We start from the raw sequence: 13,733 nt of genomic DNA, 5'->3' as shown, positions 1-13,733 counted from the left end.
GTACTCTCCGGTACTCGTCGAGGTGATCACGTGAAGGCCATCCGTCGGTTCACGGTCCGTCCGGTCCTGCCCGAACCTCTCGCCCCGCTCCACGAGTTGGCCCGTAATCTGCGCTGGTCCTGGCATCCGGGGACCCGCGACCTGTTCGCCCTCGTCGATCCGGCGCGCTGGGCCGCGTCCGACGGCGACCCCATGCGGCTGCTCGGCGACGTCCCGACCGCCCGGCTCGCCGAACTCGCCGCCGACGAGGGCTTCCTGGCCCGGCTGAGCGAGGTCGCCGACGACCTGCGCGGCTATCTCCACGACGACCGCTGGTACCAGACGCAGGGCGGCGGCCCGGGCCGGCTCCCCGCCTGTATCGCCTACTTCTCGCCCGAGTTCGGGATCACCGCCGCGCTGCCGCAGTACTCGGGCGGTCTCGGCATCCTCGCCGGCGACCACCTCAAGGCCGCCAGCGACCTGGGGGTCCCGCTGATCGGCGTAGGACTGCTGTACCGGCACGGATACTTCCGGCAGTCGCTGTCCCGGGACGGCTGGCAGCAGGAGACGTACCCGGTGACCGATCCCAACGAGCTGCCGCTGACCCTGCTGTGCGAGCCCGACGGCAGCCCGGCGCACATCTCCCTGGCCCTGCCCGGCGGACGCAGCCTGCTGGCCCGGATCTGGCAGGCCCAGGTCGGCCGGGTGCCGTTGCTGATGCTGGACTCCGATGTCGAGCAGAACGACGTGCACGCCCGCGAGGTGACCGACCGGCTCTACGGCGGCGGCAGCGAGCACCGCCTCCTCCAGGAGATGCTGCTCGGCATCGGCGGGGTGCGCGCCGTGCGCACGTACTGCCGGATCACCGGGCACGCCCCGCCCGAGGTCTTCCACACGAACGAGGGCCACGCGGGCTTCCTCGGCATCGAGCGGATCGGTGAACTCGCCGCGCAGGGGCTCGACTTCGACTCGGCGACCGAGGCGGTCAGGGCCGGGACGGTCTTCACCACGCACACCCCCGTCCCGGCCGGCATCGACCGTTTCGACCGCGAGCTGGTCGCCCGGCACTTCGGCGGCCCGGACGCCGAGCTGCCCGCCCTCGACGTCGAGCGGATCCTCGGCCTCGGCATGGAGACCTACCCGGGCGGCGACCCGAACGTCTTCAACATGGCCGTGATGGGCCTGCGCCTCGCGGGCCGGGCCAACGGCGTGTCGACCCTGCACGGCTCCGTCAGCCGGGAGATGTTCTCGGGCCTGTGGCCGGGGTTCGACCCGGAGGAGGTCCCGATCACCTCCGTGACGAACGGGGTGCACGCGCCCACCTGGGTCGCCCCCGAGGTGTTCCGGCTCGGCGCCCGCCAGATCGGCGAACGGCGCACCGAGGACGCCCTGTCGATCGGCGGCTCGGACCGCTGGGACGCCGTCGGGGACATCGCCGACCAGGACATCTGGGATCTGCGCCGGTCCCTGCGCGCCCAACTGGTGGAGGAGGTCCGTGAGCGGCTCGCCGCGTCCTGGCGCCAGCGCGGCGCGGGATCGGCCGAACTCGGCTGGATCGACGGGGTGTTGGACCCGGACGTCCTCACCATCGGCTTCGCGCGCCGCGTGCCCTCGTACAAGCGGCTCACGCTGATGCTGCGCGACCCCGACCGTCTGATGCGGCTGCTGCTCGACCCGGACCGGCCGGTCCAGATCGTGGTCGCCGGCAAGGCGCACCCGGCCGACGACGGCGGCAAACGCCTGGTGCAGGAACTGGTCCGCTTCACCGACGACCCGCGCGTGCGCCACCGCATCGTCTTCCTGCCCGACTACGGCATGGCGATGGCGCAGAAGCTCTACCCCGGCTGCGACATCTGGCTCAACAATCCGCTGCGCCCGCTGGAGGCCTGCGGCACGTCTGGCATGAAGGCCGCCCTCAACGGCTGCCTCAACCTCTCGGTCCTGGACGGCTGGTGGGACGAATGGTTCGAGCCGGCCTTCGGCTGGGCGATCCCCACGGCCGACGGCACGGCGACCGACGAGCACCGCCGCGACGACCTGGAGGCGGCGGCCCTCTACGACCTCCTGGAGAACCGGGTCGCCCCGCGCTTCTACGAGCACGGCCCCGACGGACTGCCCGACCGCTGGATCGAGATGGTCCGCCAGACTCTCACCCACCTCGGCCCCAAGGTCCTCGCGGGCCGCATGGTCCGCGAGTACGTGGACAAGCTGTACGCGCCCGCCGCCCGCGCCGACCGCGCCCTCACCCCGGACACCGCCAGGGAGCTGGCGAGCTGGAAGTCCAAGGTGCGCACGGCCTGGCCGCGGGTGGCCGTCGACCACGTGGAGGCGTCCACCGACACGGCGGAGCTCGGCGCCACGCTTCTTCTCCATGTCCGCGTCGCCCTCGGCGAGTTGGGCCCCGAGGACGTCGAGGTGCAGGCGGTCGCGGGCCGCGTCGACGCCGAGGACCGCATCGCGGAGGCGGCCACGGTCCCGCTGAAGCCGGTCGCGGGCCCCGACGAGGAGGGCCGCTGGTCGTACGAGGGCCCGCTCGCCCTCGACCGCACCGGCCCGTACGGCTACACCGTCCGCATCCTGCCCACGCACCGGCTGCTCGCGTCCCCGGCCGAGACCGGTCTGGTGACGGTGCCGTCGGAGGAGGTGAGCGAAGGGGGCGGGGTGCTGATGCGCTGAGCCGGGAACGCGGCCGGGGCGCCCGCAGACCACTGCGGACGCCCCGACCACCGTGGCTGGGACGGCTACTTGACGTTCACGGCCGTCCAGGCGGCGGCGACCGCCTTGTACTCCGCCGAGCTCGCCCCGTACAGGTCGGAGGCCGCGCTCAGCGTCGCCGTACGCGCCTTGGCGTAGTTGGTGCTCGACGTGAAGTACGTCGTCAGCGCCTTGAACCAGATCTGCTCGGCCTTGTCGCGGCCGATCCCGGTGACCGTCGAGCCGTCGGCCGTCGGGGAGTCGTAGGCGACCCCGTTGATGGTCTTCTTCCCGCTGCCCTCGCTGAGCAGGTAGAAGAAGTGGTTCGCGATGCCGGACGAGTAGTGCACGTCGACGTTGCCCGCGCCGGACTTCCAGGAGTCCAGCGAGGCGCCGTCCTTGCTGGGCTTGTCCATGTAGCGCAGCGGCGAGCCGTCGCCGTTGATGTCGATCTTCTCGCCGATGAGGTAGTCGCCCGGGTCGGCGGAGTTGTTCGCGTAGAACTCGACCGAGGTGCCGAAGATGTCGGACGTCGCCTCGTTCAGGCCGCCGGACTCACCGGAGTAGATCAGGCCGGCCGTCGCGGACGTGACGCCGTGGCTCATCTCGTGCGCGGCCACGTCGATGGCGGTCAGCGGGTCCTTGTTGCCGGAGCCGTCGCCGTACGTCATGCAGAAGCAGCTGTCGTCCCAGAACGCGTTGACGTACGCGTTGCCGTAGTGGACGCGGGAGTAGGCGCCCTTGCCGTCGCCGTTGATGCCGCTGCGGCCGAAGACGTTCTTGTAGAAGTCCCAGGTGACCTGCGCGCCGTAGGCGGCGTCGACACCGGCCGTCGCCGGGTCGTTGACGGTGCCGTCGCCCCACTTGTCGTCGGCGTCGGTGAACAGCGTGCCCTTGCCGGACGTGCCGTGGTTCAGGTTGTACGTGGAGTGGCCGCCGCGCGTGCCGTCGGTCAGCGCGTAGGACGAGCCCGACTTGGTCGTGCCGATCTCGACGGTGCCGCTGTACTCGGACGTACCGGTGCCGGTCATGATCGCGTCGAACTGGGTGATCTTCTTGCCGGTCGCGGCGTCCGTGATGACGTGCAGCCGGCTCGGCGTGCCGTCCTTCTTGGTGGACTTCACGACCTTCTCGTAGGCGAGTCTCGGCGTGCCGGTCGCCGCCCAGACGATCTTGCGGGCCCCGGACGGTGCCGCCGCGAGGGAGGCGCCGGTGGTGGCGACGTCGATCGACTTCGACGTGGCGCGGGTGACGCCCTCGCGCTCGCCGGACTTCGACGCGTGGACGACGAGGTCGCCGCCGAGGACCGGGAGGCCGTCGTAGGTCCGCTCGTAGCGGGTGTGGGTCGTGCCGTCGCGGTCCTTCACGACGTCACGGACGACGAGCTTCTCCTTGGAACCGAGCTTCAACTCCTGCGCCGTCTCGGCCGTGTTGGCGCGCGCGTCCTTGATGAGGTCCGCGCGGGCCGAGGCGCTCAGGGCCAGTGGGGTGGCCGAGGGGGCGGACGGCTGGGCGGCGGCGCCGGTGGCGGTGAGGGCACCGGTCAGCAGGGCGCCGGCGGCGACGGCGGTGGCGATGGACACAGTGGTGCGACGGGATATGTGGGGGGTCACGAAGAAAGCTCCTTGAAGGTGAAGTGGGGGGAGGTGAGCTTTGCCGTGCGGGTGATGCGGGTGGTGCGAGTCGTACGGGTGGTGCCAGTCGTACGGGTGGTGCGAGTCGTACGGTTCGTGCGGGAAAACTGTGGCAGTTGAAGACCGGAGATGTCATGTACGTGATCGAAGGATGGCTGGAATTCGTCCGTTGAGCGACAACTGCCGTACGGATTGCGAACGCAGCATGAACGGGCGCGCCGCACCGGGGAGTTGAACCACCGGTGCGACGCGCCCCGCAAGGGAAGTGCGGTACCGCTTACGGGAACGTCAGCTTGAAGCTGTTGATGTAACCCGTGTCCTGCGCGCCGAGGTCCTGGACCTTCAGCTTCCAGGTGCCGTTCGCGGTCTCCGTGGAGGCGTTGACCGTGTACGTCGTCTGGATGTTGGGGGTCGAGTCGTACGAGGACGAGTGCAGCCGGTACGTCTTCCCGCTCGGGCCCACCAGGTCGACCTGGAGGTCACCGCTCCACGTGTGGATGATGTCCACGCCGACCTTCAGGGTCGACGGCGCGTTCCCGCTGACGCCGGAGACGGTCAGGGACGAGGTCACGGCCGCGCCCGGGTAGTCGGGGATGGCCACATCGGTGTCGTTGGTGAACGTCTTTCCGGTGCCCGGGTCGGTGCCGCCGGAGCGCGCACCCACGTTGATCGCGGCGAACGCGTCCTGCACCGCCTTGTACTCGGTGGAGGTGGTCCCGTACAGCTCACCGGCCGCGGCCAGCGCACCGGTGCGCGCGCCCGCGTAGTTCGTGGTCGAGGTGAACTTCGTGGTGAGCGCCTTGAACCAGATCAGCGCGGCCTTGTCCCGGCCGATGCCGGTGACCGGAAGGCCGTCGGAGGTCGGCGAGTTGTAGGTGACCCCGTTGATGGTCTTCGTCCCGCTGCCCTCGCTGAGCAGGTAGAAGAGGTGGTTGGCCGGGCCCGACGAGTAGTGCACGTCGACCGAGCCGATGCCGGAGTACCAGGAGTCCTTGGACGCGCCGTCCTTGCTCGGCTTGTCCATGTAGCGCAGCGGGGTGCCGTCGCCGTTGATGTCGATCTTCTCGCCGATGAGGTAGTCACCGACGTCGGAGGAGTTGTTCGCGTAGAACTCGACGGCGGTGGCGAAGATGTCGGAGGTCGCCTCGTTCAGACCGCCGGACTCACCGGAGTAGTTGAGCCCCGCGGTGTTGGAGGTGACGCCGTGCGTCATCTCGTGCGCGGCCACGTCGATCGACGTGAGCGGCGCGGCGTTGCCGGAGCCGTCGCCGTACGTCATGCAGAAGCAGCTGTCGTCCCAGAACGCGTTGACGTAGTTGTTGCCGTAGTGGACCCGGCTGTACGCGCCCACGCCGTCGCCGCGGATACCGGTCCTGCCCTGGACGTTCTTGTAGTAGTCCCAGGTCAGCGCGGCACCGTAGTGGGCGTCGGCGGCAGCGGTCTCGGTGTTGGAGGCGCTGCCGTTGCCCCACACGTCGTCCGAACCGGAGTACAGGGTGCCGGTGCCGGACGTGCCGTGGTTCAGGTTGTACGTCTTGTGGCCGCCGCGGGTGGTGTCGTTGAGGGTGTACGACGAGCCCGACTGGGCGGTGCCGAGGGTGACGGTGCCGCTGTACTCGGTGTTGCCCGTGCCCGTCTCGATCGCCTGCCACTCGTGCAGCTTCTTGCCGGTGGTGGCGTCGGTGATGACGTGGAGTTCGTTCGGGGTGCCGTCGTCCTGGAGACCGCCGACCACGGTCTCGTACGCGAGCGTGGGCTGCCCCTTCTTCGCGCCCTGCCCGAGCCAGACCACCTTGCGCGGCGCCCGGTCGGCCTCGGTCTTCTTCGACCCGTCCGCCTTCGCGAGGCCGAGCGCCTGCTTCTCGGCGGTGGCGGCCTTCACGTCCGCCGTGGTGTCCACGCCCTTGAGCTGCGCCTTCGACGCCTTGGTGACGCCTTGCTCGGCGCCGGACTTCGCGGTGTCGACGATCAGGTCGCCGCCCAGCACGGGAAGCCCGTCGTAGGTCCGCTCGTACCGGGTGTGGGTGGTCCCGTCCCGGTCCTGGAGCACGTCACGGACGACGAGCTTCTCCTTGCCGGTCAGGCCGAGGTCCTTGGCGGTGTCGGCCTTGCCGGCGTTCGCCTCGCGCAGCAGTTCGGCGCGCTTGGCGGGGGAGAGTTTCACGGGCAGGGCGCCCGGGTCGGCGCCGCGCGCCGCGTTCGCGGTGACGCGGGCCGCTGCCGCGCTCAGGTCGCTGCCGTGCTCGGCCGCGGCCGGGGACGACTGGAAGGCGACGGCCAGCAGGGCGGTGACGGCGCCGACGGCGGCTGCGGCCGTGGCGCGGCGTCTGTGGGAGGTGGAAGTGCTTCTCAACGCTGAACTCCTTCTGCGTGACCGCGGGTTGCGCGGCCAGTGGGGAACGGGCGGCGGGTGGCCGTCCGGGCAGAACGCAGTGCAGGCGGTGCGGGTGGAGTGCGTGACGCGGCCGGGGTGCCTAGGGTCCGTGTTCCTGTGAGGCACTTGTGCGCCGGTCGAGGGGAAGAGTGGCAGGCGGAAGCGTTTCCTGTCAGGAGCGCGTCAGCAGGTTGGCCGGAATTGGTTCGGTGGGCGGGAGAGGGTGTTCGTTATCCGGAGGGCGCGGCCGGGGTTCGTGGCCCCGTGATTTGCGATCCGGATCAGGGATTCCGGCGCGGACGGGGGGCCCACCCGGCCGGGGGTTCGCGTTCGCGGTGCCGCCTTCTTTGATCCGGCTGAGCCCGCCCCCGCAGCGGCCCGAGATCTGTACGTGGCCAGTTTTCGCCCGGTTGGCGCTTCCGGCTGCCACGGCGGGCAGCCGGGGGAGTGGGGCATCCGGGTCAGGAGTCAGGCGCGCGGGGGGAATTGCAGCGCGACGAGCCATACGGCGAACGCGAACTTCAGGAGTTCGAGGCCGACGGCCGGCTCTCCGAGCCCATAGCTCGCCATGGCCGACGCGAAGGCGAACGAGCCCAGCCGGAAGAGGTCGGCCCGGCTCCGGAGCTGCGTCACCGCCGCAAGCCGCTCTTGGCGGCGAAGGTGGCGAAGCCGCTTGAGCTCCGCCTTCTGCTGGTTCAGACGGCACTGTGCGACGGCGATCAGCTCGTCGTGGTTCTGCGGGGACGGAACAAGAAGGTTCTGGCCATCGTCGCCCGACTGCATCATGCTCGCCATGGGAACTGTCCTTACGGGGGAGTTCCTGCTCCTTCTCTGGGTTCCAGCCGCGAGAGAGGGGCAGTGCCGTTGCCTTCTGGCCCGGTACAGAGAAAGACGCGGGCCGGAGAACCTTTCGTTAGGTTCTCCGGCCCGCGCCGTCTGCCGAGCGTCAGGAGGCTCTCGGCTCGTCGGCACCCCCGTTGTCAACGAGCAGCTCAGTGCGCTCTGTTATGCACACTCGCCCCGTCCCCTCCGCAGGTCCCCTTGGACTGCTGCACTGTTGATCAAGGTGAGAAAGGTGCTCGTCCGAGGCGGCGCCTGGGTGCGGCGGTGACTGATTCCTTTCGGCTTCACGGGAACGAGGAGGATCAGTAGTTGATCCCAGAGCTTCGCGAAGTACTTGCCGACAGCGCTGCCGATGGCCAACGCGCTGAAGAAGATGCTGTTCAACATGGGTCCTCTCACTCTCCGATTGGTCGGCTGTCAGCAGCCCACCTTCGGCGGGCGGGTGACCGGCCGGTGTCGGCCCCCGCCCCCGAAGCAAAGGCTGCTGCTAGTCGACGGCGGGCACTCCGAGGAAGCCCATCCCGTCCCCGTTGCCGCGGAGCTTGTTGCGCGCCCGGTGCACGGTCTGCCGAACGTTGTTGTCCGTCATGACGCGACGTCCGAGGGGGTCCCTGATGACTGTTACCGTCTCCCCGGCCAGCCTTGCCTCCTCGGCGAGGTCGAGGGCCTTCGCCACGTCCTCCTCGGTCAGGCCGTTGGCCTTGTTGATGGCCGCGGCCGCTTCCTTCGAGGTGAGCTTGTGGGAGTCGACGAGGAGCACCGATGCCAGCTCGACCCTGGTCAGACACGCGGTCAGCTCGGCGACCCGCTCGCGCACACGCTCCTGCTCCTCCTCCCCCTGAGCAGTGGCGGCGACGAGCATGTCCATGATCTCCTCGTCGTCGTAGGAGACCTCGTGCTCGTACAGCCCGGCCATCGAGCGGTGGTAGTCGGCGATGCCGTTCGTGGCGGCCTTCCACATGTACGGGCCGATGAGGCCCACCTGCTGTTCCTCCAGCGCCTTGAGGGCTTTGCGGAGCAGTTCGTTGAAGACCCAGGTCTCGTTACTCTCCCCTACGTTCCGCCTGACCTTGGCGCGGATCCTGAACTCGTTCTTGCAGATCCAGCACCACTGCTTGCGCTCTCGGGGCTGCAAGTGATCCCCGGCGCTGGGCCTGGCCAGCGGCTGCCGCCTGGATGAGTTGGTCACGGCACGTTCCTTAAGCTCGAACGGGTGGGCATCTGTGACGACCGGCCCCCCTCGACACTGCGCGGTCACCAGTAAGACGTGGGGATCCGGGCTGTTTGTTAGCCCGGCGGTGTGATGCGCACCACGAATCGGACGACTGGCGTCCAAGTCGCCTGTGGCAGTGCCCTGTTACCTCGTGCGAGCGACCATCAGCGCGACCGCCACGATCGCGCGGCCGTGCTGCGAGACGGATGCCGGTCGGGTCAGGGGCGCGGGTCGATCCAAAGGGCCTCGCCCACCGCGTGCAGGGTGCCGTCGGGGGCGGAGACGGACATGCCGTACGCGTGTTTGCGGCCCGATTCCTCGCGGACCCAGGCCGTGACGACGTACGGCGCCCCCGCCACGACCGGCCCGAGCAACGACGCCGAGAGGGACGCCGTCATCGCACCGACCCGCTGCGTACCGAGAAGCCGGCCCGCCCAGTTGCCGGGGCAGTCCAGCGCGCCCCAGACGATCTCGGGCGGCACCGTGCCGTCGGGGGCCGCATGGGCCGGGTCCGGGGTCCAGTCGCAGGCCACGACGTCGTCCCGCCCGTCGACCGTCCCGCAGTGCAGCCGCAGCCCCGTGCCCGGGGTGCGCGCGAGACCGCAGCCGAAACAGTCCGGACCCGCGTCGGCGGGCAGCGTCGCCCGGAGCCGCTCGGCCGCGCGCACCGCTTCCGCGAGCGTGGGCGGCGTGGGCGTCCCGTCACCGGAAAGACCGGCCCCGGCGCCCGCCGCGGCCAGCACACGGCCCTCCGCCGACCTCAACTCGAATCCGGCGTCCGGTACTTCGTGCAACTCGACCGGCGTCTCCACCGGCACCGGGCCACGGAAGTCCACCCGTACCGTCTTCGCCTCGACCAGCGCGGCGAGCCGCCCGGCCACGTAACCCCCGAAGGCGATGCCCTCGTATCCCTGATACAGCGTCGGCACGGTGAGGTGATTCATGGGGCCATCGGATCATCCCGGGACCGGGATGTCACTCGCCCCGTGCCCGCCGGTTGGCGATCAGCAGCCAGACCCACACCGCCACCAGCAGGGCCGAGACCGCGATCCGGCCGGGCGGGTCCTTGTCCACCACACGCCACACCAACAGGCCCAGGCTGATGGCCAGCATCGGCCAGTACAGCCTCGGACCCCACCGGCCGCCCGGCTGCGCCCAGGACGGCCCACGCCCCCCGGAACCCTCGGAACGTCTCGTCATCGTTCCTCCCTTCCCGTGCCGATTGCCCGCTCGGCCGCGCTTCAGCCCGTCATGCTCTCCCGCCACGCCCGGTGCAGCCCGGCGAACTGCCCCTGCCCGCCGATGAGTTCCGCCGGGCTGCCGTCCTCCACGACCTGCCCGTGCTCCATCACCAGCACCCGGTCCGCGATCTCCACCGTGGACAGCCGGTGCGCGATGACGACCGCCGTACGGCCGCGCAGCACCGTCCGCATCGCCCGCTGCACCGCCCGCTCCCCGGGAATGTCCAGGGAACTCGTCGCCTCGTCGAGGATCAGCACCGCCGGGTCCGCGAGCAGCGCCCGCGCGAAGGCGACCAACTGCCGCTGCCCCGCCGAGATCCGGCCACCGCGCTTGCGCACATCGGTGTCGTACCCGTCCGGCAGCGCCGCGATGAAGTCGTGCGCGCCGATCGCCTTCGCCGCCCGCTCGATCTCTTCCCGGCTCGCCTCGGGCCGCCCGATCGCGATGTTCTCGGCGACGGTCCCGGAGAACAGGAACGCCTCCTGCGTCACCATGACCACCCCGCGCCGCAACTCCGCGGTGGACAGCTCCCGCAGATCGACCCCGTCGAGCAGCACCCGCCCGTGCGAGGGGTCGTAGAAGCGGGAGAGCAGCTTCGCCAAGGTCGACTTGCCGGCGCCCGTCGACCCGACCACCGCCACCGTCTGCCCGGCCGGCAGCGTCAGATCGAAGCGCGGCAGCACCTCGCCCCCGGTCCGGTAACCGAACGACACGTCGTCGAAGACGACCTCGCGCCCCGGCTGCCCGTCCGCGACGGCGGGCAGCTCGCGCGGCGAGGCCGGCTCCGGCACCGACGGCGTCTGCGCCAGCAGCCCGGCGATCTTCTTGAGCGACGCGGCCGCGCTCTCGTACGAGTTCAGGAACATCGCGAGCCGGTCGATGGGGTCGTAGAGGCGACGGATGAAGAGGACCGCCGCCGCGAGGACGCCCAGCTCCAGCGTGCCGCCCGCCACCCGGTACGCGCCCCACAGGACCATTCCCGCCACCGCCGTGTTCGCGATGAGCCGGGACCCGACGACGTACCGCGCCATCTCCAGCAGCGCCGTCCCGTTGGACCGTTCGTGCCGTCGGTTCAGGCGCGTGAAGTGGGCGTCGTTCGCGGTCTCCCGGCGGAACGCCCGCACCGGCCGGATCCCGTTCATCGTCTCCACAAACTTCACGATGACCGCCGCGATCGCCGACGACCGCTCCCCGTAGACCCGCGCCGCGCGCCGCCGGTACGACTGGATCAGCACGAACAGCGGCACGAACGACGCCGCGGCCACCGCCCCGATGCCCAGGTCCAGCCAGAGCAGCATCACCGTGATGTAGAGCGACGCGAGGACGACGTTGACCAGTTCCTGAAGACCCTCGGAGAGCAGCTCGCGCAGCGACTCCACGTCCGTCGTCGCCCGCGAGATGACCCGGCCCGACGTGTACCGGTCGTGGAAGTCGACGCTGAGCGCCTGCGCGTGCCGGAAGATCCGGCCGCGCAGATCGACCAGCACGCTCTGGCTGACCCGCGCGGACAGCTGGATGTACGCGTACTGGAACGCGGCCGACGCGCACGCGGTCAGCAGGAACCCGACCCCCACCGCGACCAGCGGCCCGTAGGAGTGGTCGCGGAACGCCGGCACCGCGCTGTCGATGGCATACGCGACGATCAGCGGCCCCGACTGCACCGCGCCCTGCTGGATCAGCAGGGCGAGCACGGTCAGCACGACCCCGCGGCGATGGGGGCCGAGCAGCGACCGCAGCAGCGAGCCGGTCGCGCCCTTCGGGGTCGGCAGGTCGTCCTGGTCGAACGGGTCACCGGAGGAGGGGAGTCGAAGTTCCTCGTCCGGTTGCGCCGTGGCTTCCGTGGCTTCCGTGCCTTGCGCGGTTCCCGGTGCCGCCTCGGTGTTCGTCGTCATGCGCTCGCCGCCTCCCCCGTCATGTCCACCGACTCGTCACCCGACATCAGATACCGGTACTCCGCACTGCTCCGCAGCAGCTCCTGGTGGGTGCCGACCGCAGTGATCCGCCCCTGCGACAGCAGCGCCACCCGGTCCGCGAGCAGCACCGTCGACGGCCGGTGCGCGACCACCAGGGCCGTGCTGCCTGCCAGGACGCGGCGCAGTGCCGCCTCCACCGCGGCCTCCGTGTGCACGTCGAGCGCCGACAACGGGTCGTCCAGGACCAGGAACCGCGGCCCGCCCACGACCGTGCGGGCCAGCGCGAGCCGCTGCCGCTGCCCGCCCGACAGACTCAGCCCCTGCTCGCCGACCTCCGTGCCGACCCCGTCGGGCAGCCGCCGCACGAAGTCGGCCTGCGCGACACCGAGCGCCCGCTCGACGTCCTGCTCGGACGCGTCCGGGGCGCCCATCAGCACGTTCTCCGCGACGGACGCCGAGAACAGGGTGGGCTCCTCGAACGCCATCGACACCAGGGTGCGCAGCTCCTCGCGCGGCATGGCCGTCACGTCCCGGCCGTCCAGCGTGATCCGCCCGGCCGTGACGTCGTACAGGCGTGGCACCAGCGCCGTCAGCGTCGTCTTGCCGCTGCCCGTCGCGCCGACGAGCGCCATCGTCTCGCCCGACCGTATGTGCAGGTCGATCCGGGCCAGAGTGGGCACGGAGTCGGGCGCGGCGTCCGGGTAGCGGAACGCGACGCCCTCGAACCGCAGTCCGCTCTCCGCGGCCCGCCCGTCCGCCGCGTCCTCCCGCACCCGCGGATCCTCCTCCGCCTCGTCCATCACCTCGAAGAAACGGCGCGTCGCTGTCGCCGCCTCCTGGCTCATCGCGAGCAGGAACCCGATGGACTCGATGGGCCAGCGCAGCGCGAGCGCCGTCGACAGGAACGCCACCAGCGTGCCCGCCGACAGATCGCCGTCCGCCACCTGCACCGTCCCCAGCACCAGGGCCGTACCGAGCGCCAGCTCCGGCAGCAGCGTGATGACACCGAGGATCCCGGCGAGCAGCCGCGCCTTGGTCAGCTCGGTGCCGCGCACGGTCTGCGACAGCTCACGGAACGCCCGCGCCTGACTGCGGTGCCGCCCGAACCCCTTGATGATCCGGATGCCCAGCACCGATTCCTCGACGACCGTGGTCAGATCGCCGACCTGGTCCTGGGCGCGGCGCGACGCCTCCGCGTACCCGTGCTCGAACCGGTAACAGACCGCCATCAGCGGCACCGCGGGCGCGAGCAGTACGAGACCGAGCCCCCAGTCCTGCACCACGAGCACCGCGAGACCGGCCACGATCGTCACGGCGTTGACGATGAGGAAGGTCAACGGGAAGGCCAGAAACATGCGTACGACCATGAGGTCGGTCGTCGCACGCGACAACAGCTGCCCCGAGGCCCACTTGTCGTGGAACGCGACCGGCATCCGCTGCAGATGCCGGTACAGATCGCCCCGCATCGCCGCCTCGACCCCGGCCAGCGGCCGCGCCACCAGCCACCGCCGCAGCCCGAACAGCAGCGCCTCCGCGACACCGAGCGCGAGCAGCACGCCCGCGCCGAGCCACACACCGGACGGGTCCTGGTCGGTCACGGGCCCGTCGACGATCCACTTGAGCACGAGCGGAAAGACGAGCGCGAGGCACGACGCGAGCACGGCGACCACCGCGGCCCCCGCCCACCGCGCCCGCACGGGCCGCACGTACGGCCACAGCCGGACGAGCGTCCGCACGGCCGAGTGCCGTACGGGAGCGGCCGGTTGGTCCGGTTCGTCGCTTCGATCAGGGTCCGTGGTCGGTGCATCTGTAGTCGTCATCAGAGGTGAGATTACGGTTTG

Annotated in this window: 9 protein-coding genes; 1 reads left to right on the top strand and 8 read right to left on the bottom strand. The window is 70.6% G+C overall.

Going from position 1 to position 13,733, the window contains the following annotated elements:
• The first annotated feature begins 30 nt into the window (after positions 1-30).
• On the top strand, positions 31-2,655 hold the full coding sequence (glgP, locus tag J3486_RS35030) for an alpha-glucan family phosphorylase (protein ID WP_207827817.1): 2,625 nt from the start codon (positions 31-33) through the stop codon (positions 2,653-2,655).
• Positions 2,656-2,720: 65 nt separating this feature from the next.
• Here glgP and J3486_RS35025 read toward each other — a convergent pair whose 3' ends face one another.
• The 8 genes from J3486_RS35025 to J3486_RS34990 form a co-directional block, all read right to left on the bottom strand.
• Positions 2,721-4,286, bottom strand: a complete 1,566-nt coding sequence (locus J3486_RS35025) for a M4 family metallopeptidase (protein WP_207827816.1) — start codon at positions 4,284-4,286, stop codon at positions 2,721-2,723.
• Between the two features lie 298 nt (positions 4,287-4,584).
• Positions 4,585-6,660 (bottom strand): M4 family metallopeptidase, encoded by a 2,076-nt coding sequence (locus J3486_RS35020; protein WP_207827815.1) that lies wholly within the window; start codon positions 6,658-6,660, stop codon positions 4,585-4,587.
• Positions 6,661-7,149: 489 nt separating this feature from the next.
• Positions 7,150-7,476 (bottom strand): hypothetical protein, encoded by a 327-nt coding sequence (locus J3486_RS35015; protein ID WP_207827814.1) that lies wholly within the window; start codon positions 7,474-7,476, stop codon positions 7,150-7,152.
• Between the two features lie 535 nt (positions 7,477-8,011).
• Positions 8,012-8,713: a hypothetical protein gene (locus J3486_RS35010; RefSeq protein ID WP_207827813.1), complete on the bottom strand. Its 702-nt coding sequence runs from the start codon at positions 8,711-8,713 to the stop codon at positions 8,012-8,014.
• 242 nt (positions 8,714-8,955) lie between these two features.
• Positions 8,956-9,681: a PaaI family thioesterase gene (locus tag J3486_RS35005; RefSeq protein WP_207827812.1), complete on the bottom strand. Its 726-nt coding sequence runs from the start codon at positions 9,679-9,681 to the stop codon at positions 8,956-8,958.
• Between the two features lie 31 nt (positions 9,682-9,712).
• The gene (locus J3486_RS35000; protein ID WP_207827811.1) at positions 9,713-9,937 is read right to left on the bottom strand and encodes a hypothetical protein; all 225 of its coding nucleotides are present in this window, start codon (positions 9,935-9,937) and stop codon (positions 9,713-9,715) included.
• Between the two features lie 41 nt (positions 9,938-9,978).
• The gene (locus tag J3486_RS34995) at positions 9,979-11,871 is read right to left on the bottom strand and encodes an ABC transporter ATP-binding protein (protein WP_207827810.1); all 1,893 of its coding nucleotides are present in this window, start codon (positions 11,869-11,871) and stop codon (positions 9,979-9,981) included.
• The gene (locus J3486_RS34990) at positions 11,868-13,712 is read right to left on the bottom strand and encodes an ABC transporter ATP-binding protein (protein ID WP_229379089.1); all 1,845 of its coding nucleotides are present in this window, start codon (positions 13,710-13,712) and stop codon (positions 11,868-11,870) included. The genes J3486_RS34995 and J3486_RS34990 overlap by 4 nt, the downstream gene beginning before the upstream one ends.
• Positions 13,713-13,733: the final 21 nt, after the last annotated feature.

The organism is Streptomyces sp. VRA16 Mangrove soil, assembly GCF_017377775.1.
Classification (GTDB): Bacteria; Actinomycetota; Actinomycetes; order Streptomycetales; family Streptomycetaceae; genus Streptomyces.
The sequence above is the reverse complement of the archived record's forward strand: the minus strand, read 5'-3'. Positions and strand labels throughout refer to the sequence as shown.

Bases quoted from the DNA above. Each gene is read 5' to 3' on its own strand.
- J3486_RS34990 (WP_229379089.1), bottom strand. From the start codon at position 13,712: ATGACGACTACAGATGCACCGACCACGGACCCTGATCGAAGCGACGAA.
- J3486_RS35005 (WP_207827812.1), bottom strand. From the start codon at position 9,681: ATGAATCACCTCACCGTGCCGACGCTGTATCAGGGATACGAGGGCATC.
- J3486_RS35000 (WP_207827811.1), bottom strand. From the start codon at position 9,937: ATGACGAGACGTTCCGAGGGTTCCGGGGGGCGTGGGCCGTCCTGGGCG.
- J3486_RS35015 (WP_207827814.1), bottom strand. From the start codon at position 7,476: ATGGCGAGCATGATGCAGTCGGGCGACGATGGCCAGAACCTTCTTGTT.
- J3486_RS34995 (WP_207827810.1), bottom strand. From the start codon at position 11,871: ATGACGACGAACACCGAGGCGGCACCGGGAACCGCGCAAGGCACGGAA.